This window comes from Serratia sp. MF1(2023) (assembly GCF_030954545.1).
GTDB classification, from domain to species: domain Bacteria; phylum Pseudomonadota; class Gammaproteobacteria; order Enterobacterales; family Enterobacteriaceae; genus Serratia; species Serratia sarumanii.
Genome location: NZ_JAVHUX010000028.1, coordinates 24,456 through 47,239, shown reverse-complemented (window position 1 = coordinate 47,239; position 22,784 = coordinate 24,456). Strand labels below are relative to the sequence as shown.

General features: G+C 61.2%; 19 protein-coding genes and 2 pseudogenes. 2 read left to right on the top strand and 19 right to left on the bottom strand.

From position 1 onward, the window contains the following. Window positions 1-7: 7 nt before the first annotated feature. The 11 genes from REA38_RS14625 to REA38_RS14575 form a co-directional block, all read right to left on the bottom strand. Window positions 8-802: an SDR family oxidoreductase gene (locus REA38_RS14625; RefSeq protein ID WP_049235414.1), complete on the bottom strand. Its 795-nt coding sequence runs from the start codon at window positions 800-802 to the stop codon at window positions 8-10. Beyond that, window positions 799-1,617, bottom strand: a complete 819-nt coding sequence (locus REA38_RS14620) for an alpha/beta fold hydrolase (protein WP_060427010.1) — start codon at window positions 1,615-1,617, stop codon at window positions 799-801. Before REA38_RS14620 ends, REA38_RS14625 begins: the two co-directional genes overlap by 4 nt. Then, a complete protein-coding gene (locus REA38_RS14615) occupies window positions 1,617-2,141 on the bottom strand; it encodes a cupin domain-containing protein (RefSeq protein WP_308886102.1) in 525 nt (174 codons plus the stop codon). Before REA38_RS14615 ends, REA38_RS14620 begins: the two co-directional genes overlap by 1 nt. 32 nt (window positions 2,142-2,173) lie before the next feature. Beyond that, window positions 2,174-3,430 carry an MFS transporter gene (locus REA38_RS14610; RefSeq protein ID WP_033635897.1) on the bottom strand — a complete coding sequence of 419 codons (1,257 nt, stop codon included), beginning with the start codon at window positions 3,428-3,430 and terminating at the stop codon, window positions 2,174-2,176. Between the two features lie 23 nt (window positions 3,431-3,453). Then, entirely contained in the window at window positions 3,454-4,419 is a 966-nt protein-coding gene (locus tag REA38_RS14605) for an FAD-dependent oxidoreductase (protein WP_308886101.1), read from the bottom strand. Continuing rightward, window positions 4,416-5,357: a VOC family protein gene (locus tag REA38_RS14600; protein ID WP_060423044.1), complete on the bottom strand. Its 942-nt coding sequence runs from the start codon at window positions 5,355-5,357 to the stop codon at window positions 4,416-4,418. Before REA38_RS14600 ends, REA38_RS14605 begins: the two co-directional genes overlap by 4 nt. 109 nt (window positions 5,358-5,466) lie before the next feature. Beyond that, complete coding sequence (locus REA38_RS14595; RefSeq protein ID WP_004937625.1) at window positions 5,467-6,261, bottom strand: IclR family transcriptional regulator; 795 nt, start codon at window positions 6,259-6,261, stop codon at window positions 5,467-5,469. A gap of 37 nt (window positions 6,262-6,298) precedes the next feature. Next, window positions 6,299-7,054, bottom strand: a complete 756-nt coding sequence (locus REA38_RS14590; RefSeq protein ID WP_049195186.1) for an SDR family oxidoreductase — start codon at window positions 7,052-7,054, stop codon at window positions 6,299-6,301. Next, window positions 7,051-8,094, bottom strand: a complete 1,044-nt coding sequence (locus REA38_RS14585) for an aromatic ring-hydroxylating dioxygenase subunit alpha (RefSeq protein WP_308886100.1) — start codon at window positions 8,092-8,094, stop codon at window positions 7,051-7,053. Before REA38_RS14585 ends, REA38_RS14590 begins: the two co-directional genes overlap by 4 nt. A gap of 20 nt (window positions 8,095-8,114) precedes the next feature. Beyond that, complete coding sequence (locus tag REA38_RS14580; RefSeq protein WP_004937617.1) at window positions 8,115-8,423, bottom strand: recombinase-like helix-turn-helix domain-containing protein; 309 nt, start codon at window positions 8,421-8,423, stop codon at window positions 8,115-8,117. 2 nt (window positions 8,424-8,425) lie between these two features. Then, complete coding sequence (locus REA38_RS14575; RefSeq protein WP_033632120.1) at window positions 8,426-8,743, bottom strand: non-heme iron oxygenase ferredoxin subunit; 318 nt, start codon at window positions 8,741-8,743, stop codon at window positions 8,426-8,428. A 399-nt stretch (window positions 8,744-9,142) separates the two neighbouring features. Here REA38_RS14575 and REA38_RS14570 point away from each other — a divergent pair, with 399 nt between their 5' ends. After that, on the top strand, window positions 9,143-10,375 hold the full coding sequence (locus REA38_RS14570) for an MFS transporter (RefSeq protein WP_308886099.1): 1,233 nt from the start codon (window positions 9,143-9,145) through the stop codon (window positions 10,373-10,375). 111 nt (window positions 10,376-10,486) lie between these two features. Here REA38_RS14570 and REA38_RS14565 read toward each other — a convergent pair whose 3' ends face one another. From REA38_RS14565 to speA, 3 genes are all read right to left on the bottom strand, one after another. Continuing rightward, on the bottom strand, window positions 10,487-10,639 hold the full coding sequence (locus REA38_RS14565) for a Hok/Gef family protein (RefSeq protein ID WP_033638576.1): 153 nt from the start codon (window positions 10,637-10,639) through the stop codon (window positions 10,487-10,489). 335 nt (window positions 10,640-10,974) lie between these two features. Next, complete coding sequence (gene speB, locus REA38_RS14560; protein WP_004937606.1) at window positions 10,975-11,895, bottom strand: agmatinase; 921 nt, start codon at window positions 11,893-11,895, stop codon at window positions 10,975-10,977. 194 nt (window positions 11,896-12,089) lie between these two features. After that, window positions 12,090-14,066 (bottom strand): biosynthetic arginine decarboxylase, encoded by a 1,977-nt coding sequence (speA, locus tag REA38_RS14555; protein ID WP_033649617.1) that lies wholly within the window; start codon window positions 14,064-14,066, stop codon window positions 12,090-12,092. A gap of 909 nt (window positions 14,067-14,975) precedes the next feature. Between speA and metK the strand changes: the two genes are divergently transcribed. Next, the gene (gene metK / locus REA38_RS14550) at window positions 14,976-16,130 is read left to right on the top strand and encodes a methionine adenosyltransferase (RefSeq protein WP_033654692.1); all 1,155 of its coding nucleotides are present in this window, start codon (window positions 14,976-14,978) and stop codon (window positions 16,128-16,130) included. 124 nt (window positions 16,131-16,254) lie between these two features. Here metK and REA38_RS14545 read toward each other — a convergent pair whose 3' ends face one another. From REA38_RS14545 to fhuA, 5 genes and pseudogenes are all read right to left on the bottom strand, one after another. After that, window positions 16,255-16,407, bottom strand: coding sequence for a Hok/Gef family protein (locus REA38_RS14545; RefSeq protein ID WP_033649633.1), 153 nt, complete (start codon window positions 16,405-16,407; stop codon window positions 16,255-16,257). Window positions 16,408-16,719: 312 nt separating this feature from the next. Next, complete coding sequence (gene fhuB, locus REA38_RS14540; RefSeq protein ID WP_033635906.1) at window positions 16,720-18,708, bottom strand: Fe(3+)-hydroxamate ABC transporter permease FhuB; 1,989 nt, start codon at window positions 18,706-18,708, stop codon at window positions 16,720-16,722. After that, window positions 18,705-19,613 (bottom strand): Fe(3+)-hydroxamate ABC transporter substrate-binding protein FhuD, encoded by a 909-nt coding sequence (gene fhuD, locus REA38_RS14535; RefSeq protein WP_308886098.1) that lies wholly within the window; start codon window positions 19,611-19,613, stop codon window positions 18,705-18,707. Before fhuD ends, fhuB begins: the two co-directional genes overlap by 4 nt. Then, window positions 19,613-20,409: pseudogene (gene fhuC / locus REA38_RS14530) on the bottom strand (Fe3+-hydroxamate ABC transporter ATP-binding protein FhuC). Before fhuC ends, fhuD begins: the two are co-directional and overlap by 1 nt. A 47-nt stretch (window positions 20,410-20,456) precedes the next feature. Further along, a pseudogene (gene fhuA, locus REA38_RS14525) lies at window positions 20,457-22,655 on the bottom strand (ferrichrome porin FhuA). Window positions 22,656-22,784 lie beyond the last annotated feature (129 nt).

Below are 22,784 nucleotides of genomic sequence, written 5' to 3'. Positions count from 1 at the left end.
GCCCCTGCTACACATGGCGGTTAAAGCCGCCGGATACGTCCAGCGCCGCGCCGGTGGTAAAGGAAGCCAGCGGCGAGGCGAGGAACAGCAGCGCCTGCGCCGGCTCCTGCGGCTTGCCCAGGCGCTTCATCGGGATGCCGCGCCGTTCGGCGATCGCCGCCGTCCACTGTTCCCAGCTTTGATCTTTATCGCTGCGCTCGTCGAAACGGCGGCGCCACTGGCCTGACTCCACCATCCCCAGCAAGATCGAGTTAACGCGAATGCCTTTGCCCACCAGCTCTTTCGACAGCGTCAGCGTCATGTTGAGCAGCGCGGCGCGCGCCGCCGAGGTGGCGATCATGTGTTCTTCCGGCTGTAGCGCCAGCAGCGAGTTCACGCAGGTGATAGACGCGATCGCCGACCGTTCCAGCGCCGGTAAGAACGCCTGCACCGGGTTGATCACGCCGAACAGCTTCAGCTCGGCCTCATGCAGCCAGGCTTCGCGCGGCGTCTGGTCAAAATGGGCGACGAAGCCCTGACCGGCGTTGTTGATCAGCAGATCCACGCCGCCGAAATGCGCTGTCACCTGAGCGGCGAACTGCGCCACCTGCTGCGCGTCCAGCACGTCGCAACGCAGCGCCAGGATCTCCGCCTGCGGGAAGTCCGCACGCAGGCTGGCCTCCGCGCCGGCCAGTTTGTCCGGATCGCGGCCGCAGAACGCCACCTTCGCCCCTTCGGCCAGCAGCAGCTTCAGGGTTTCGAAACCGATGCCCGACGAGCCGCCGGTCACCACCGCCACCCGGTTTTCAAGCTGAAAATTCATCGTTGGATTGCTCCCGTAAAGTCCCGCAGATAGCGGTTGAAACACGCCGGCGCGTCGAGGTAGCTGGCATGGCCGGCGGCGGCGATCAAACGCAGCGTCGCGTCCTGCTCACGCGCCAGCTCGGCCGCCTTCTCCGGCGGCGTAATGCGATCCTGCTCACCGCACCAGACTTCCAGCGGGCCGCGATAGCGCGCCAGATAGCGGCCGATATCGTCGTTGGCCAGCATCCAGGCGGCTCTCAGAAAGCCGTCGGGATCGAGCTGCTGCATGCCGTTGCGCACCCAGGCGATGTCCTGCGGATCCGCCCCTTCACGCAGCAAGGCCGCCGCCCGCTGCTCGCCGTAGCCCACCGGCCCCAGCGTCTCTATCATCTGTTGGCGCTGGCCATAGACCTGCCGGCGTTTTTCCTCCGGCGCCGTGGCATAGCCCTGCGCCGGATCCGCCAACGCCAATCCGCATAACCCGTCCGGATAGCCGGCGGCATAGGCGCTGCCGATCAGCGCCCCCAGCGAATGGCCAACGATCAGCGGCTGCGCCAGCTGCAGCTCATCAATCAGCGCCGCCAACGCCGCCGCATAACCGGCGGCATCGGCCTGCGGATGCGCCAACGGCAGGCTACCGCCGTAACCCGGCGCGTCCCACGCCAACAGACGGTGGCCATCCGTCAGGCCGCTATCGTTGAGCTGCTTGATCCACGAGGCCGATCCGGAGCTGATGCCATGCAGCAACACCACCGGCCGCCCCTGCCCGGCCTCGCGCCAGCTCAGGGTATACGCCCCGCAGCGTGCCCGTTGGCGTTGCGCCAGGCCGTTCATCAGTTGCGCTTCACTTTGGACAGCGGATGATCCGCCTGATAGGTCGGGATCTCCGGCTTGGCGGTGCCGAGCATCACGCACATCAGCGCTTCTTCCTCACCGTGGTTGAACAGGCCGCGATATACCCCCGCCGGCACCGAGATCAGATCGCGCTCTTTCAGCCTGGTTTCGTAATACTCTTCGCCGTCCTGAATCATCAGCGTGATGCTGCCCTTCAGCATGAAGAACACTTCCTCCACGTCGTCGTGCAGGTGCAGCGGGCCCTCGCACTTCGACGGCAGCACCATGGTGGAGAAGGTGAAGTTGCCCGCCGGAATGGTGTTGGCGTCACTGGCCACGCCGGTGGCGCCGGTGCCGATGTAGCGCATCTGCGCACGGCGGTATTTCGGATCAAAGTCGGCCTGGAATTTCAGCGCGTTCCAGTCGTATTTACGGCCTTCGAAACGGGCGATGCGCGACTCTACCCAGTTTTCCATCGACAGATCCTGCGGCTTAACGCCGGCTTTGTTCTCAACCTGAGACATGTTGTCACTCCTCTGTTGAATCGATTGATTAATCAGTACTTTCTCAGTAACGGCAGCAGAATGAGGCAGCCGACGAAAGCCATCACCACCAGGAACAGCAGGCCGTTATCCATATTGCCGGTGGCGGCGATCAACGCCCCCATCAGCACCGGCGCCAGCGCGCCGGCAAAATTGCCCAACCCGTTGAAGATGCCGCCGGCGGTGGCGCTGACCTTGCTGCTGGTCGCCTTCGCCAACAGCGCGAAAATATTCGGCGCGCCGGCGCCCCACATAAAGGTGCTGAAGGCCATGGCGGCGATTACGCTGTAGGTACCCTGCAGGTGCAGCACCACCGCCAGACCGAGGCCGGCGCCGCACAGCGACAGGAAACAGGCCAGCGCGCGCCGATCCAGCTTGTCCGACAGCCAGGCGCCCAGCACTTCGCCGAGCAGCATGGCGATGAACGGCAGCGAAGAGAGGTAACCGGCATGCTCCAGATGAATGCCTTTCCCCTTGATCAGATAGCTCGGCAACCAGCCGTTCATGCCCCACAGGTAGGTCAGGAAGGCGATGTTGAACAGGCAGATCATCCAAAAGTGCGGGCTGCGCAGCAGCTCGCGGCGATGCTGTTTGCGTTCGGACACCGCCGGCTTGGTTGCCGCCGCCGGGCGCGCGACGTTCAGGTGGCGCATGCCGAACAGCACCAGCAACATCACCGGCAGCGTCAGAAACGCCATAAAGAAGAAGGTGGCCTGCCAGTCGAAGGTATTGAGAATGTACAGGGTGACCGGGAAGCCAAGCGCGGCGCCCAGCGGCGTGCCGAGCAGCCACAGCATGGTGGCGCGCGCCTGCAGCTGCGGCGGGAAGGCCTGACGAATAATGGCGTAGGCCATCGGCAGCAGCGGCCCTTCGGCGATGCCGAGCAGAATGCGCAGCGTCATCATGGCGTGATAGGAACGCGTCATCCCCATCAACACCATCAGTACGCCCCACACCACCATCATGCCAATCAATACCTTGACCGGATTAAGCCGATCGCCGATGCCGCTGAGCAGCATCGAGGAAATGCCGTAGGAGAACAGAAACGCGCTCATCAGCAAACCCAGCCGCGCCGGGTCAAACCCGATGCCCAACGCCTGCTGAAACTCACTATCGGAAAACAGCGCTGCGATGCTGATCTTGTCGAAAAACGCCAGCAGCACGCAGGCGAACAGCGCGATCGGCACCGACCAGCGCACCCGCTGCTGCGGATTTTCGGCAACGGCTTCCCCCGCCCGTCCAGCGCGGGCGTCAATGTCTTGCGTAGTCATAAAACGCTCCCGAGGTTCGGGCGTTATTTCAACGCCATCAAAGAAAACTCCGCATCCGCCAGCTGCTGCGGATCCAGCACCCGGCCGCTCGCCAGCCAACGCTTGCCGAGCTTGATGGTGCGCGCATCGTTGAACGCCACCATCTGCACCAGCTGCCGATCGGCGTTCAGCGTGAAGAACACCTGCGACTGCGGCGTGCGGCGCACCACATGGTGCACGCCGCCGCTCGGCACGCCGAGGATCTGGATATTGGCGTCGTATTGATCCGACCACAGCCAGGCCACGTCGTCATACGGTGCGGCGAAGGCGTCGAGCATCGCGCAGGCGGCGCCGTCGCGATCTTCCAACGAGATCTCGCCGCAGCCGCACAGCACCGTGACGCCCTGCTGACGATGCAGTTCGAGCAACGCCTGTGAAACGTCGGCGCCGACGCTGCGCATGCACAGCGCGGGCTGGCGTTCAAACACCGTCACCTCGGCGCCGAGACGGCGCGCGGAAGCGGCGATCTCCAGCCCGATCCAACCGCCGCCGACGATCGCCAGGCGGCGGCAACCCTGCAGGCCCTGCCGCAACCGAGCCGCATCGTCCCAGGAACGCAGCGTCATCACGCGCGGGTGCTGCGCCCAGGCGGCGCCCGGCAAACGCGGCCGACCGCCGGTGGCGATCAGCAACTGCTCGAACTGCAGCCGTTGCCCGTCGCTGAGCGTGACGATTTGCTGTTCTGCATCGATGGACTCGGCGCGCAGCGGGCGACGCCAGTCGATATTCAGCTCCGCCACCGTCTGTTCGCTGAACAGCCGGCTGAGAGGAGCCGCGGCATCCAGCAGCGCCGCTTTCGACAGCGGCGGCCGCTCGTAAAAATCGTAGGGTTCGTCGCTGACCACCGTCAGCCGGCCGCTGTAACCGCGATCGCGCAGCGTCTTGGCCGCCCAGCCGCCGGCCTGGCCGCCGCCGACGATCACGATGCCCGCATGTTCCGGCCGGTTCATAACGCCGCCGCCTTTTTATGCTGGCGGCGCGTGTCGTGATCGATGCCGCCCTCTACCGCCCATTCGGTGAAGGAGACCAACGAATGCTCCAGCTCGCGCGGCTGCCAGTTTTCCGTCAGATAATCGTCGTTGGTGTAGTACTCGAACGCGCCGCCGGTCGGGCTGTTGACGTACCAGAAATAAGCCGAGGAGATCGGGTGGCGGCCGGGGCCGATAAAGGTGCTCCACTTCTCCTTGTTCATGGCGATGCCGCCGCCGATCACTTCGTGGATATCGCGCACGGTGAACGCCACGTGGTTCAGGCCCCGTGGGCGGTTCGGCAGCTTCAGCAGGAACAGGTTATGGTGGCCGCCGCGCGCCTGGGTACGCAGGAAGACGGCGCGATCGATATAGCGATCGGAAACCTGGAAATCCAACAGCTCGCGATAGAAACGCTCGGTCGCCGCCAGATCCTCAACGAAGAACACCACGTGGCCAATGTTGATCGGCTGCGCCTGCGCATAGACCGGGCTGGGTTGATCGATGCGGCGCACGTCGCCCCATTGGTTGATCGGCGTGACCGGCACCTCGACCGCCTGCTGGCGGCTGACGACGAAGCGCAGCGTCATGCCGTTGGGATCGAGGCATTCCAGCTCTTCTCCCACCTGCCGGAAGCCGGGCATCAACGCCAAACGCGGCTGCAGGCGCGCCAGCTCGGCGGGCGAGGCCACGCCCCAGGTCATGCGGCGCAGGGTAGAACCGCCCTCAAACGCCGCAGGCAGCGCCGCGCTTTGCAACGGATGCAGGACGACACGCGCCCCGCTCAGGGTGGTGAATTCGCGCTGCGGTTCGCCCCAATGTTGCGTGGCGGGCTGCAGGCCGAAGTCTTGCATGAATTTTTCGCAGGTTGGCAGATCTTCGACGCCAAATTCCAGTTTTTCGATTCCGATTACGCTCATTGTTCAGCCTCACGTTCTCGCTGCATACGGTTTTCAGGCATGAGTGAACCCCGGCCCCTGTTTGCTACGGGCCTTATCCCTGCCTGAGTAAAAGAGTCGGTCCTTTCGGTTAGCCGACGTTGGCCTGCGGCGGCGCGCCGAGGAAGCCGGAAATTTTCTCCGCCGCGTCGCGTACTTCCATGCGCAGCCGCTCGCGATCCGCTTTCGGGATCTCATCGGACGGCACCATGATGCTGACCACCGCCTCGACCCGCTGCTCGCGGTTGAAGATCGGGTAGACGATCGAGGAGATGCCGTGGCGGAAGAACGATTCGCCGATCACATAGCCGCGCGCTTTGTCTTGCTGCACCATCTGCCACAGCGTTTCGCGATCCGCCGGGGTGCCCGGCGCATTGCCCGGCAGCTGCGCGTCCGGATAAAGTTGTTCGAACTCGCTGCGGGTGGCGCTGGTCAACAGCATGCGACCCAGCGAGGTTTGATGCACCGGCAAGCGAGTGCCGACGCTGACCTGATTGATCTGCGAACCGGCGGCGCTGACGCGGGCGATGTAGATCACGTCGCGCCCGTCGCGGATCGCCAGATGGCTGCTGCACTGGCTGCGATCGCGCAGCTGCTCAATCACCGGCTGGCCGGCCTGCGCCACGTCCAGCGACGCGATGTATTCAAAGCCGAGGCGCAGCACCTTGATGCCGAGCGCAAAGGTGTTGGTGCGCGGATTGCGCTCCAGAAAGCCCAGGTGCTCAAGCGTCTGCACCACACGGTAGGCGGTGGCCTTCGGCATATCGACCAGGCGATGCAACTCGGCGAAAGTCATTTCCTTATGCTGCTCGCCAAACGCCAGCAGCAGCTGCAACCCGCGATCCAGCCCCGGGATCAGATACTTACATGCTTGCTCGTCCGCCATCTCTCGCTCCTGCGCTGTGCGCCGGCCCTGCGGGCCGTCAGTTGAATACAAAGCCGCCGTTGACCGGCAGCAGTTGGCCGGTGACGAAATCCGCCAGCGGCGACAGCAGATAAAGCACCGTACCGTTCACATCGTCCGGGTGCTGCGCCCCGGCCAGCGCGCGCCCCTGCTCGTACAGCTGATGGCGCTCGGCGGGCACATACTCGGTGGCTTCCACCCGCGTCAGGCCCGGCGCGATGGCGTTGACGCAGATCCCCTGCGGGCCCAGCTCGCGCGCCATCGAGCGGGTCATCGCGATCAGCGCGCCTTTACTGGCGACATAGGCCATCAGGCGCGGCGCGCCCCACAGCGCAGTGTCCGACGCCACGTTGACGATCTTGGCGTGCGGGCTGCGCGCCAGCAGCGGCACCGCCGCCTGGCTCACCAGCCAGGTGCCGCGCACGTTGACCTGCATCACCCGATCCCACAGATCGATATCGTATTCCATCATGGTTTTGCCGCCGACGCCGGTCGCCAGCGCCGCGTTGTTCACCAGACCGTCGATCCCGCCGCCTGCGGCGATCTTCTCGAACGCCGAACGGATCGAATCCGGTGACGCCAGATCGATGGTCTGCGTTTCCACTCGAGCGCCCTGCTCACGCAGCGCGGCGCCGCTCGCCGCCAGCTCATCCGCCAGAATGTCGCACATCACCACCTGCGCGCCGGCGGCGGCGATGGCGGCGGCGAAGCTGTAGCCCAGGCCGCGCGCCGCCCCGGTGACCACGATGCGTTTGCCGTTCAGCAGGCCGTTCACTGCGCCGCCTCCCGCTCGCGCAGCGTCGCCAGCTGTTTCTGCGCCTCTTTTTGCATCAGGCGGCGCAGGCGCGAAAGGCCGACGTCGTGCTGGTACAGATATTCGCGACCGCGAGCGTTAGGCGCCATATTTTCAAGCACGATGCGATCCTGCTCGAGCACGTCCCAATGCAACGATTCCAGGCGGTTGCGGTACATAAAGCGCCACATGTCGCGCTGCCAGTCTTTAACCTTGCGGATGCGCCAGAAGAACACCCGGCAGTGATCCTTGTCTTCCGGCACCACCATGCCGATGATCCAGAAGTGACCGCCCGGCCCGAAGCGCTTTTTGTACGGGATCGACAGGCGCATCCAATACGCGCCGCTGTTGCCGAACTCCACCCAGTCGAAGTTGACGCCAATCTGGCCGTTTTTCTTGAAGATAAACCCGCTGTCGGTCGGCTCCAGCCCCATATCCGCCTTGCGGTCCCCTTCCGCCATCGAGTGCGAGGAGGAGTGCAGGTAGGTGCCGTGCATCGGATCCATCACGTTTTCCAGGGCGTATTGGTAGTTGCAGTTCCAGCTGGCGGTGCACAGGAAATTGCTGTACGACGCTTCGTCCGCCAGCTCTTGCGGGAAAGTCAGCTCCGCCGGCGCTTCATCCGCCGTCACGCCGAAATAAAGGAACACCGCGCCGTAGGCTTCTTTGGCCGGGTAAGACCGCAGGCATTTTTGCCCCACCAGCGGGCAACGATCCACCGCCGGCACGTCTTTCACCGTGCCGTCGCCGCCGACCTCCACCCCGTGATACCAGCAGGCGATGCGATCGCCGAGGTTCCATCCCATGGAAAGCCGCGCGCCGCGGTGCGGGCAGCGGTCTTCCAGCGCGTGGATCTGGCCTTCACCGTCGCGCCACACCACGATTTGCTGCTCCAGACGAGTGATGCCGACCGGATTGTTGCCCACTTCCCAGCAGGCCAGCACCGGATACCACATGCCGCGCAGCCCCTGGTCAAGATAGTCCTGCAAGCTCTGTTCGGAGGATGTTGTATTTGCTGTCATTGTCTTCTCCCGGATGTGGCTCAGAAACCGTTAACGTGAAGGAATTCGCGGAACGTCGCCTCATTCCACGGTTGGCCGCTGCGATCGAACAGGCGGCGCTGATTCAACGCGCTGACGATCTGCTCCAGCTCTTCCGCGCCCTGATCGAAGATCGTTTCCAGCGCCGCCACCAGGGCGGTTTCGAAACCGTCCGGCACACGAGCACGGTTTTGCCAGATCACGTTGCGAAATTGGCCCGGCTGATGGATTTGACCGTTGCCGCCTTCGCGGGCCGGCGTCACCTGTTGGGTGTCCGGCAGCCAGGGATTGAAATCGGTGATGTGCTGCATGATTACTCCTCCGCGATAAAGGTGATCTGGATTTGGTTGTCGACCACCCGGGTGGGATAGGTTTGCAGATCGCGGCCGCCCGGCTCGCGCAGGCACTGGCCGGTGCGCACGTCAAACAGCGCTTCGTGCAACGGGCACTCAACCTTGCCGTCGTCTACAAACCCCTGGCTGAGCAAGGCATAGGCATGCGGGCAGACGTCTTCCAGCGCGTAGTAGTTACCGTCGAGCAGGTATACCCCGATCTCTTTTCCTTCCACGTTGCCGGAAAAAGGAAAATCTTCTTTCACCTGAGACACTTCGCACACATTCTTCCAGCTCATTGCTTTTATCCTCTATCTGATTGTTTCATATATGAAACTCAGTTTCTTATTTAATACAGTCACTATAAGTGTGGCGAAACTTTCGTCAAGCGAGCGGAACGGCAAATGTTAATGAAAGGTTGTTTAAAAATGACAAATGCGGGAAGGATCACGAAATAATGCACCGATATGAAAAACCTATGTCAGTTGTGCGCTCCCCTGCTAATTTATGGCAAAAAACGCGTTGATTCCGGCGACGCATTGCGCGTAAAAGTGTTTTCTCTCTGTCTTTCACACCCTATTTGATAACAATAATTTTACATCAATCAGCCTCATCCTCCCGCGTTTGCGCTAACTGGCATCCTCGGGTGAGTTTGCTGCTGCCTGAATTCGTCAACCGCTCGCACTGAGGAACGCGCCGTGCAACAACGTCAACGCTGGTTTGGAGTGATCGCCCTGCTGTTTCTGATCGTTATCGCCTATGCGGATCGGGTCAATATCGCCGTGATGTTGGTCAATCCCGACTTCCTGCAACACTTCCAACTTGGCGGTGACCGCGCTCACCAGGGCACGCTGATGACGGTGTTTTTGCTCGGCTACGGGCTGTCCGCCATGTTGCTGACGCCGTTTCTGGAAACGCTGATGGGCTACCGCCGCGCGCTGACGCTGAGCGTGGTGCTGTGGGCGCTGCTCACCGCCGCCTCGCCGCTGGCGGGATCGCTGATGCTGCTGTGCGTGGTGCGCGCGCTGCTTGGCGTCAGCGAAGGGCCGCTGTTCTCGCTGAAGACCATGTACATCGGCGAGCATTTCGCCGCCGACGAGCGCGGCAAGCCCAACGCGGTCAGCGCGCTGGGCGTTTCGTTGGGGCTGGTGCTCGGCTTTCCGCTGGTGAGTTTTCTGATGGCGCACTTCGGTTGGGCGATGTCGTTTCACCTGCTGGCGCTGCTCAACCTGCTGCTGGGGCTGGCGCTGGTGCGGCTGTTCGTTCACCCGCTCCCCTTATCCTCATCTTCACGCCCTGCCGATCCGCAACCGGTGCTGAACCGCGTCTGGCGCACCTTTGCACTGGCCTGGCGCACGCCGATGCTCGGCTGGATCCTGCTGATCGAGATCGCCACGCTCAGCTATCTGTGGGGCTCCAGCGCCTGGCTGCCGGCGTATCTGACCGATGAAAAGGGGTTTTCCATCAAGCAGATGGGCTGGATGGCCGCGCTGCCTTTCATCGTCAGCATCGCCTCCAAATACCTCGGTGGCGTGTTGCTCGATCGTATCCGCCCTTATCAGGCGCCGCTGATCTTCGTCTGCGGCGGCGCAGCGACCGCGCTGTGCATTTATGGCGTGATGCACAGCCATCAGCTTGGCTGGATCGCCTTCTTCCTGCTGGCGGCCAACGCCTGTTGGGGGGCGCAGGGCGCGGCGATACCCACGCTGCTGCAACATTATGCGCGGCCGGAGGCGGTCGGCAGCGCCTATGGGCTGATCAACGGCATCGGCAATATGTTCTCGGCGTTTGTGCCGATGGCGATGGGCATGGTGATGGCCAGCCAGGGCAAGGTGTCTTCAGGCTTTGCGGTGCTGATCGCCTCGCAGCTGCTGGCGGGCGGCGCGCTGTTTGGCCGCATGTTGCTGGCACAGCAGATGAAGCGGGCATAAACCCGTTTCTCTGCCCCTGTGCGGCGGAAAACCGAAAGCGTTGAGAGGGTGCTCGTGGATCTGGACGCCAACAATCAGCAGACGGGGAACATCCCCCGCCGCCGGGTTGCCTTACCGTTCGGATTCGTAAGCCAAAATGGCCGCAACCTCCGTGTTGCCCGATCGGATCCGCAGCTCACACAGCGTGCTGCGGGTTATCCATGCCAGTGATATTACCGTGGCACAAATAACCACCAATTTTAACAGGCTCCGTTTGTTCGGCATCATGCCTTCTTCTCCTTGCCTCGCGGCGGGTAAGAGGCTAACTTAACGTTGTCTGGCGTTAGAGTTGGCCTCGGGTTGATGGATATCGACTCGGGGCTTTTCTCTTTGTACCTTTCACGCAGGCTCCAGATACAAAGATCCAGAGCACCCGCGCGCAGTATATTCATCCTCCCCACTCTCCAGATTCCTTTTTACTGACTCAGTTTCATTTCTGCGCGGTGTTGTGCAAAAGCGTTGCAACGGACTGAGAAGGCAGCACGGATGGCGGCAAATGCAATAAAAAAAGCGGCCCCCATACGATGGAAGCCGCTTTTTCAGCGAGGAGTAGCCTGGCGTCAGGCGTGTTTCTTGGCCGCCTGCAGGTACAGCATCTCCAGACCCAGGGTCGCCGCGGCCAGCGCGGTGATCTCGGACTGGTCATAAGCCGGCGCCACTTCCACCACGTCCATGCCGACGATGTTCAGCGACTGCATGCCGCGCACCAGCTTCAGCGCGCGATCGGAGGTCAGGCCGCCGATCACCGGCGTGCCGGTGCCCGGTGCGAACGCCGGATCCAGGCAGTCGATGTCGAAGGTCAGATACACCGGCATATCGCCGACGATGCCCTTGATCTGGGTCAGCAGGTCGTCCACGCTGCGATCGTTCACCTGCGCGGCGTCCAGCACGGTAAAACCGTTGTCATGATCGAACTCGGTACGAATGCCGATCTGCACCGAGTGGTGCGGATCGATCAAGCCTTCGTTCGGGGCATGGTAGAACATGGTGCCGTGGTCGAACTTGCTGCCGTTGGCGTAGGTATCGGTGTGGGCGTCGAAGTGCACCAGCGCCAGCTTGCCGAAATGCTTGGCGTGCGCGCGCAGCAGCGGCAGGGTCACGAAGTGGTCGCCGCCGAACGAGAGCATGCGCTTACCGGCCTTCAGCAGTTTCTCCGCGTGCGCCTGCAGCTTGTCGCTCATGTCCTGCGCGTCGCCGAAGTTGAACACGATGTCGCCGCAGTCAACCACGTTCAGACGATCGCGCAGATCGAAGCTCCACGGCCAGCGGTTGCCTTCCCAGGCCAGGTTGGTGGACACCTGACGGATGGCCGCCGGGCCGTGACGGCCGCCGGCGCGACCGGAGGTCGCCATGTCAAACGGAATGCCGGTGATGACCCACTCTGCATCGCTGTCGTAAGGCATGAAGTTCAGCGGAAAGCGCAGGAAACCAAAGGCGTTGGACACTAATGAATTATCGGACTGATGGCCTAAGGTGCTCATAGTAAACCCTCGTAGTTCAACAAGTTGCCGGGCGCAGAGGCCGGGCCGTTACAAAAAAAAATCCCTCCCGCGTCGTTAGCCCGACGAGAAAGGGATTTGTTCGATGTTTGTTTCGGTGCTACCGATACGGCTGATTATGGCCGCATTTTATCCATGCTTCAAGGGGGCCGATATCGCCCCCCTGAAGAGGGCAGTTACTCGTCTTCCAGATACGTGTAGCCGTACAGGCCGGCTTCAAACTCTTCCAGGAATTGCGCCTGCAGCTCGCTGTCCAGATCGGTTTCTTTGACCTGATCGCGGAACTTGGCCAGCAGCGCACCCGGATCGAGCTGCACGTACTCCAGCATGTCCGCCACGGTGTCGCCCTCGTCGGACAACTCGGTCTCGACGCTGCCGTCCGGGAACACGTACACGTCAACCGAGGCGGTGTCGCCGAACAGGTTGTGCATGTTGCCGAGGATCTCCTGGTACGCGCCGACCATGAAGAAGCCCAGCGCCGGCGGGTTCTCCGGATCGTACGGCGGCATCGGCATGGTGGTCGCCACGCCGTCGCCGTCGACGTAATGGTCGATAGTGCCGTCGGAATCGCAGGTGATGTCGAGCAGCACCGCACGGCCTTCCGGCGGCTTATCCAGCCCTTCCAGCGGCAGCACCGGGAACAGCTGATCGATACCCCAGGCATCCGGCATCGACTGGAACAGCGAGAAATTGACGTAGAACTTGTCCGCCATGCGCTCTTGCAGCTCGTCGATGATTGGACGGTGCGCGCGATTGCTCGGATCGAGCTGCTGCTGGATCTTGTTGCAGATGTTCAGATACAGCTGCTCGGCCCAGGCGCGCTTGGTCAGATCCAGCATGCCGTGCGCGTATTGGGTATGCACGTCGTGCAGATCCATCTGGCTGTCGTGCAGCCATTCGCGCAGCGAGCGGCGGTTCTCCGGCTCGTTCATTTCCAGCCAGGTTTCCCACATGCTTTCCAGCGCGCGCGGCGCGTCGGCTTCCGGCGGCAACGGTTCGCTGAATTCGTTGCGCTCGACGCCGATCACGTTGGAAACCAGCACCGTATGGTGCGCGGTCACGGCGCGGCCGGACTCGGTGATCACCGTCGGGTGCGGCAGGCCGTGTTCGTTACAGGCATCGCCGATACCCCAAATCACGTTGTTGGCGTATTCGTTCAGGCCGTAGTTCACCGAGCAGTCGGACTGCGAGCGGGTGCCTTCGTAGTCGACGCCCAAGCCGCCGCCCACGTCGAAGCACTGAATGTTGACGCCCAGCTTGTGCAGTTCAACGTAAAAGCGCGCCGATTCGCGCACGCCGGTGGCGATATCGCGAATGTTGGCCAGCTGCGAGCCCAAGTGGAAATGCAGCAGTTGCAGGCTGTCGAGACGGCCCGCTTCGCGCAGGGTTTCCACCAGCTTCAGCACCTGCACCGCCGCCAGACCGAACTTGGATTTTTCGCCGCCGCTCGACTGCCATTTGCCGGAGCCCTGAGACGCCAGGCGCGCACGCACGCCCAGGCGCGGCACCACGTTCAGCCGCTCAGCCTCTTCCAGCACCAGGTTGATCTCGGACATCTTCTCGATCACCAGGTACACCTTATGCCCCAGTTTTTCGCCGATCAGCGCCAGGCGAATATATTCACGATCTTTATAGCCGTTACAGACGATCACCGAGCGGGTCATGCCGGCATGCGCCAGCACCGCCATCAGCTCGGCCTTGGAGCCGGCTTCCAGCCCCAGCGGTTCGCCAGAGTTCACCAGCGACTCAATCACGCGGCGATGTTGGTTCACCTTGATCGGATACACCAGGAAATAGCCGCCCTGGTAACCGAAAGACTCACGCGCGCGTTTAAACGCGGCGTTGATCGAACGCAGGCGATGCTGAAGGATCTGCGGGAAGCAGAACAGCGCAGGCAAACGTTGGCCGTCTTGCTGGCGCGTTTTCACCAGTTCTGCCAGATCGACGCGCGCCTGCGGGACATCCGGGTCCGGGCACACGCTGATATGGCCCAGCTCGTTGACGTCATAGTAATTGTTGCCCCAGTAGGCGACGTTATAAGTACGCAGCATCTTGCTGGCATTACGATCATTCATGGCAACCTCCTGCATGGAGCGCAAAGATAAAGACTCGCCCGCAACCGGCGGGCGGTGAATCAACAGATCATCAGACATGGTTCGCCTCACATTCCGCACTGACGAAACCGTCAGCCACTATCGCAGCTACCACCCGCGAGAACAACCCAACAAGCCGCGCTGGCGGCAGCGAAGAGAACCGCCGTTCGCGGTCAGCGATCGGTTTATCACTCATATAATTGTAAGACACCCTGTTCAAACCTCGTGAATCGGGCCAAGAAACATCCCACAGGAAGGCTGCAGGCTACCCTTGTTCAGTTCTTCAGACGACCATTAGCCGGCCCGAGAATCCTGAGTAGCGGCCAAGTGTTTATCGCACCTGGTAAGTGACAAAGAGACAAGACGGGAAATAGCAGAAGAATGTGCGCCAGAACGGCACTGCTGTTGGGAACCAACAACCGGTAGACAACGGATCATTAATCCAACCACCTCCACGCGCGCCGTTCGGAGTGAACGACCAAGCCTCTAAAATAGTGTAAGAACGTGACCGTTCGATGAAGCGGCGGCGCTCACGGAGAACGCCTGCGACGGATAATAGCGCAACGGCGGCGAATGCAAAGCGGAAGTTTATCGCGCCTTCCCCCACTCAAGACCGCTGTACTGTGCAGCAAATGAACCGCGCGCGCAGTTTATACCGGTAAGCAGGTGAAAAAGCAAAATGAAAATTCGCCGAAAACTGTTTCAAGCGATGAAAATGGCGCCAACCCGTTTGCGCAAAAGAGCGAAAGCGCAAAAAATTACTGGCAATCTGGCTAAACCCTGACCTAAAATAGACGTCCAGATGTTAATCCATCTATACTGGTTAACTGATAAACTGCTTAACGGCTTTGCCTGAGGGGCGTTGCAGGATGCATCTCGCGCCATCAGCGGAAGACCCTTCGCTTTGATGCCGGATCTCCAGCGCTGTGCAGTAATTTCTAACCCGTCTTATGCAAGGTAAAGAACACAATGGCTAAACACCTCTTCACGTCCGAATCCGTCTCCGAAGGACATCCCGATAAAATCGCCGATCAGATCTCCGATGCCGTCCTCGACGCCATCCTGGAACAAGATCCGAAGGCGCGCGTCGCCTGCGAAACCTACGTGAAAACCGGCATGGTGCTGGTCGGCGGTGAAATCACCACCAGCGCCTGGGTCGATATCGAAGAGATCACCCGCAAGACCGTGCGCGAGATCGGCTACGTTCATTCGGACATGGGCTTTGACGCCAACTCCTGCGCAGTATTGAGCGCCATCGGCAAACAATCCCCGGATATCAATCAGGGCGTTGACCGTACCGATCCTCTCGAGCAGGGCGCCGGCGATCAGGGCTTGATGTTTGGCTACGCCACCAACGAAACCGACGTGCTGATGCCGGCCCCGGTGACCTACGCGCACCGTCTGGTGCAGCGCCAGTCCGAAGTGCGTAAAAACGGCACCCTGCCGTGGCTGCGTCCGGACGCGAAGAGCCAGGTGACCTTCCAGTACGACGACGGCAAAATCGTCGGCATCGACGCCGTGGTGCTGTCCACCCAGCATTCCGAAGACATCGCGCTGAAAGATCTGCAAGAAGCGGTGATGGAAGAGATCATCAAACCGGTCCTGCCGGCGGAATGGCTGACGGCGGGCACCAAATACCACATCAACCCGACCGGCCGTTTCGTTATCGGCGGCCCGATGGGCGACTGCGGCCTGACCGGCCGTAAGATCATCGTCGACACCTACGGCGGCATGGCGCGCCACGGCGGCGGCGCCTTCTCCGGTAAGGATCCGTCCAAGGTTGACCGTTCCGCGGCCTACGCGGCACGCTACGTGGCGAAAAACATCGTTGCCGCCGGCCTGGCCGATCGTTGCGAAATCCAGGTGTCTTACGCTATCGGCGTAGCGGAACCGACCTCCATCATGGTGGAAACCTTCGGTACCGAGAAAGTGCCAACCGAACAGCTGACGCTGCTGGTGCGCGAATTCTTCGATCTGCGCCCATATGGCCTGATCCAGATGATGGATCTGCTGCAGCCGATCTACCGCGAAACCGCTGCCTACGGCCACTTCGGCCGCGAGCACTTCCCGTGGGAAGCGACCGACAAAGCCGCGCTGCTGCGCGATGCCGCCGGCCTGAAATAAGCCCCGACATCAACATGAAAACGGCGAGCCCTGGCTCGCCGTTTTTTTTTGAGCGGATGGGTGCTCCTGGATCAACGCATCGACTGCCGGCCGGCGGAGGCACCGCCCCCGCCGCCGGGTTGCCTTACCGTTCGGATTCGTAAGCCAAAATGGCCGCAACCTCCGTAGTGCCCGCTCGGATCCGCAGCTCACACAGCGTGCTGCGGGTTATCCATGCCAGTGATATTACCGTGGCACAAATAATCACCAGTTTTAACGGGCTGCGTTTGTTCGGCATCATGCCTTCTTCTCCTTGCCTCGCGGCGGGTAAGAGGCTAACTTAACGTTGTGACGCGTTAGAGTAGGCCTCGGGTTGATGAATATCGACTCGGGGCTTTTCTCTTTGTACCTTTCGCAGAAGCTCCAGAGACAAAGATCCAGAGCACCCGCCCGAAGTATATTCATCTCACCGCCACGCCTCGCGCTCCTTTTCGCACGCAATATCGTTTTTGCGCATCCGTTCGCAGCGCCTTGCAACATCATGAAAAATAAAAAAAGGCCCAGCAACGCTGAGCCTTTGATGACAGAGAAAACGCAGCCGAGACGCCGCTTACGAGGTCTGCTTACGCAACAGATACACGAAGTACGGTGCACCGATAAAGGTCGCCAATAACCCGGCGGGGATCTGATACGGGAACAGCAGCATCCGTCCGCACCAGTCGGCAAACACCATCAGCAAGCCGCCCAGCAGCGCGGCGATCACCATTTGCGGCAGCGCGCGGCGGAAGCCCAGCATGCGCGCCATATGCGGCGCCATCAGCCCGACAAAGCTCAGCGGCCCTACAGTCAGGGTCGCCATCGCGGTCAGGGTGGCAGCCAGCAACAGAATGCTCAACCGCGCCGGCGTCAGCGCAATGCCCACAGAACGGGCGGTGGCGCCGCCGAGCGGCAGGATGGTCAGCCAGCGGCGGCACAGCGGCGCCAATACCAGCAATCCGGCGGCGATCAGCGCGGTGCGCAGCGCCTGCGCCGGCTCCACCGAATAGGTCGAACCGGAGAGCCAGGTCAGCAAGCCCCCCATACGCGGATCGCCGCTGGCCAACAGCAGGAAGATGACGGTGGTAAAGGCGGTGCTGAGCGCGATACCGGCCAGCAGCATGCGTTCGGTCGAGAAACCGCCGCGGCCTGCGGCGATCATGATGATCAGCAACGTGGCGGCCGCTCCCAGACTGCCGGCGGGCAGCAGCCACACGAAGGCGTCGCCCGGCACCATAAACAGCATCATCACGACGCCAAAAGCGGCGCCGGAGCTGATGCCCAACACTTCCGGGCTGGCCATCGGGTTGCCGGTCAACTTCTGGATCAGCGTGCCGGCGACCGCCAGCATCATGCCCGCCGCCAGCGCCGACAGCACGCGCGGCCAGCGCCACGGCAGCAGAGCGTCCAGTTCCGCGCCCAGGCTCCAGTGCCAGCCGCCGGCATTTTTGCCCAACATCAACGCCAGCGCCAGGCCGATCAGCAGCACGAGGCCGCCCACCAGGATCCAGCCGGGCAGATTCCCGCGTTCGGCAGGCACCTTGTCGCCGAGGTTCATCGGCGGCGGCGTGGCGGCGCTGCGCAACCGCGGCAGCAGCCACAGCAGTAGCGGCGCGCCGAACAGCGCGGTGGCCGCGCCGGTCGGGATCTCGCGCCACACCTGCGTTACCCCGAGCATCACCTGATCGGTCAGCCACAGCAACAGCGCCCCCAGCAGCGGCGCCAGCATCATGCGGTGCGCCAGGCGGCGAGCCCCCAGCATCTTCGCCATCAGCGGTGCAAACAGGCCGATAAAGCCGATAACGCCCACCGCGCTCACCAACATGGCGCTGAAGATGATGGCCAACCCCAAAGCACAGAAGCGCGCCATCGATAGCCCTAACCCCAGGTTGCGCGCCACACCGTCGTCCAGCCCCAGCAGCGTCAGCGGGCGCAGCAACAGCGCCGCCAACAGGCCAGCCACCAGCAAACGCGGCAGGAGGAACCGCACGGCGCTCCAGTCCTGTTGGTTCAACGCACCAGTGCCCCACAGGAACATGCCCTGCAGCTGATCGTAATGAAACAGCGCCAACAGGCTGTTGACCGCACCGCAGTACAGCCCCAGCACCAGCCCGGCCAGAATCAGCGTGACCGGCGACATCCGTTTGCCCCAGGCGACGCCGAACACCAGCCCGCCCACCACAATCGCGCCCACCATAGCGGCCAGCTGGCGGGTAAACTCACCTCCCGGCAGCACCCACAGCGTGGCGATGGTCAGGCCAAGCTGCGCGCCGGCGGCCACGCCGAGCGTCGACGGCTCCGCCAACGGATTGCGCAACACCTGCTGGAACAGCACGCCGACCAACCCCAGACCGGCGCCGGCCAACAGCGACACCGTCAACCGCGGCAACAGGCTGTAATGGAACAGCATTTGCCGCACGTCGTCGATGTCCGGCGCGCTGAGCGCCCGCGCCCATTGCGCCGGCGGCAGCTGCTGCGCCAGGTTGTATATCGTCAGGCCACCTGCCGCCGCCAGCAACAGTAGGATCAGCGTCAGCGGCAATTTCCGGATGCCCGAACTCATGACGCACTCTCCTGAGCCTGCGCCAACAGGCGGCAAAACCGCATCGTCGACAGCGTGGCACCGTAGAACCACACCGCCGGCACCTGCCGCAGCTGGTTTTGCCGCACGAAGGGCAACGACTGCCACAGCGGCGTCGCGCTGACCTTGTCCATCATCGCCTGATTACCGTGATCGAGATAGATGACCCGGGCATTACGCACCGTGGCCAACCGTTCAATGCCCACCACCGCCGTGCCCCAGAAATTGGTTTCTTCCTGCCAGGCATTGCGGATGCCCAGTTGATCCATCGCCTCCTGGAACAGGCTTTTCTGGCCGATGATCAACGCATGGCGCGTGTCGATCAGTGAAAACAGCAGCAGCGGTTGCCGGGTGTAGCTTTGCAGGCGCTGACGCGCGTCCTGCATAAAGCGGTCAAACTGCGCCAGGTGCTGTACCGCGCGGCTTTCTATGCCCAATCGTTGCCCCAGCGCCAGCAGCGACTGGCGGGCGACGGTCAGCGGTTTGCCGCTGCCGTCGTTGAAGCCGAAGCTCATGGTTGGCGCGATGGGTTGGATTTTTTGCGGCGTTGGGCCATAGCCTTGCGACAGCAACACCAGCGAAGGCTGGAGCTGCTGCAGCAGTTCGAGGTTAGGTTCGGTGCGCTGGCCGACGTCGACCACCGTCGCCGGCAGCTTCGGCTCCGCCACCCACAGGTTGTAGTTATGCACATCGGCCACCGCCAGCGGCGTCATGCCCAATGCCAACAGCAGTTCGATCGGCAACCATTCCAGCGCCGCAACGCGGGCGATATCCGACGGCGCATCCGCCGCTCGACCGGGCAACGAACCCAACAGCGGCGACAGCGCCAGCGCCATCAACAAACGGCGGCGCAGCGGATCGTGAGAAGAAGTGAATGCAGAGGACATCAGTAGACAAAACTCACCGGCGCGCCACCGCTCGGGTGCGGCAACGTGCCCATAGGAATACCGTAAATTTGTTCCAGCACCGGCCCCTGCATCAGTTCCAGCGGGCCGCCCTGGGCGATCATTTCACCGCCGCGCAGCGCCACCAGATGGTCGCAATAGCGTGCCGCCATGTTGATGTCGTGCAGCACGGCGATCACCGTGAGATCGCGTTCGCGGCTCAGGCGCTGGATCAGCGCCAGCACCTCGACCTGGTGCGCGATGTCCAGCGCCGAGGTCGGTTCGTCAAGCAGCAGGCAGCGGCTGTCCTGCGCCACCATCATCGCCAGCCAGGCGCGTTGGCGCTCGCCGCCGGAGAGGCTGTCCACCAGGCGGCTGGCGAACGGCTTCAGCCCCACCAGCGCGATGGCCTCCTCCACCAATTGGCGATCGTTGGCGCCAAAACGCCCCAGCGCGCCGTGCCACGGATAGCGGCCGAGGCCACCAGCTCGCGCACCGTCATGCCTTCCGCCGCCGGCAACTGCTGCGGCAAGTAGGCCACCTGGCGGGCGAAGGATTTGCTGTCCCACTGCGCCAACGGCTGCCGATTGAGCAAAACCTGACCGCCGCTGGGCGCATGATGCCGCCCGAGCAGTTTCAACAGGGTGGATTTACCGGAACCGTTATGGCCGATCAGGCCGCAGACTTTGCCCTGGGGAAAACTGAGCGACAGCGGTTGCAACAGCACCCGGCCGGGGACGGCGAAGCTGGCGTTATCCAGCGCGAAGGTCGCGCCGGGATTAAGAAGTTTGTCCTGCATAGATCCTGCTTTGTCCGGGGCGACGCAGTGCCGCCCCGGCTATCCGGTTAGAAACGGAAGGTTGCGGTGGCGACCACCTGGCGTTCTGCGCCCCAGTAGCAGCCATAAGTAGCAAAGCAGCTGGAGACATATTCCTTATCAAACAGGTTGTTCACATTGATGCCAATTGAAGATCCTGGCAAATTGAAACGCGCCAGATCATATTTTATCGCGGCATCAAACACCGTGTAATCCTTCACTTTAAACGTATTGGCCTCGTCACCATAGCTGGAGCCAACATAGCGAACGCCTGAACCCAAGGTCAAACCGCTAATCGCAGTTTCATGGAAGGTGTAATCCGCCCACAGAGAAGCCATGTGTTTAGGGATAGCGGAAGGTGTATTCCCCTGTAGCGAAGTATCTTTAGTATATTCAGCATCCGTGTAGGTGTAAGAGCCCAACAGATTGAGGTTAGCCGACAAGGCCGCTTTCGCCTCCAACTCAATCCCACGAGAACGGACCTCCCCTCCCTGGACGCTAAAGAACGGATGTTCTAAGTCAGCCACTTTATTGTTGGTTTTAGTCAACTGGTAAAGCGCCAAACTGGCGGTGATCGGACGATCCTTAGGTGCGTATTTAACCCCAGCCTCATACTGCTTGCCTTTAGAGGCAGCAAACGTATTACCTGAAAAATCAGTGCCTGAGGTTGGCTCAAACGATTCGCTGTAGCTGACATAAGGCGCGATGCCGTTTTCGAAAACATAGTTCAAGCCAGCACGGCCGGTAAACTGGTTATCCTGCTGCTTAGAGACGGAATTCTGGTTCAGGCGATTGGTGCTATTGGTATCGCTCCAATCATAGCGCCCCCCCATCGTCAGAACCCAGTTGTTCCATTCAGCCTGATCTTGCACATACAGGCCGGTCTGCTCCTGACGGTTAACCTGACTGGCACCACCGGTAATGGTATAGCTCCGATTGCCGTACTGTGGAGCGATGACATTCAGATTGGATGCACTGCCATATTGATACACAACATCATTGCGCATACGCATATAATCCACACCCATCAACAAGATATGGTCAACTTGCCCGGTCGCAAATTTAGCCTGTGCCTGTGTGTCGACCGCAAAGCTGGACATATGCTCTTTGGAATTCATCACGCCACGCTTCAGCTCAGCTGAATTATCTGGATCAATGCCTAGGCCGTAAATAGAACGGTAGTCCACATCCATTTTCGAATAACGCAGGTTTTAGCGCACGGTCCAAACATCATCAAAACTATGCTCAAAGGCATATCCGACCATTTGCTGCTTGCGGGAAATGTTGTTATAGCCAGGCTCACCATCGTTGAAACTGGTCGGTAACTTACCGTTGATACCATTTTGCACCGTACCTTCTTTCGGCAACCAGCCATAGAAGCCAACGCTAGGATCATCCTGGAAGCTGCTGAGGAAAGTCAAAGAAGTGCGATCATCAGGTCGCCAACTGAAGGAAGGAGCAATAGCATAACGTTTACTTTTCTCGCCAACCTGCTGCTGATCTTCATCGCGCGCAACCCCCGTCAGACGATATGAGTAAACCCCCGCATCATCCAAAGCGTCACTGAAGTCAAAACCGGTCTGGAACAGATTATCTGTCCCCATTTTGAATTGAACTTCGCGCAGCGTCTCTGTTGTCGGCCGCTTACTGACCAGCGCGACCACCCCACCAGGGTTGCTTTTGCCGTACAATACCGAAGACGGTCCGCGCAGTACTTCCGCTCGCTCAAGGAAGTAAGGGTCTATCTGATAAATCGAATAGTTATCGTCCTGCAGTTTCAGGCCATCCAGATACATATTGGTACCTACCGAGCTGAAACCACGGATGTTCACTGCATCATAGGCGGTGGAGGCACCGCGATTTCCAATCATCACACCCGGCGTATAGGCCAGTGCGCCCTTCACCGTATCCGGCTGGCGCATGTCCATCTCTTCACGCGTCACTACGGAAACGGACTGCGGGTTCTTCTCGATTGGCGTATCGGTTTTGGTGCCGGTGGCGCTGCGTTTGGCGACATAGGTGCCGACCGGCCCCCAGGCGCTTTCCTGCTGGGCGGTATTGCTGCCGCCCACAACGGTAATCGTGTCTTCCTTGGCGGCCGGCTTGGCGTCGGCGGAAAAAGCCGGCATCGCCAGCGTGCCCAACGCCGCAGCGACGGTGATCGCTAACGCGCTGACGGGGGTACGGCCCTGCTTGGCCGCGGATGACGAAAGACGCTTGGTCGGCATAGTTGATTTCTCTGATGAATTATTAAATGAAGAATGTAAACGATAATAATTATTATAAGCGTCGCATTTTATGCAGAAGCCAAATTAAACTGCAAGCCGAATTCATGGGGTAAATAGGTTAAGGATTAG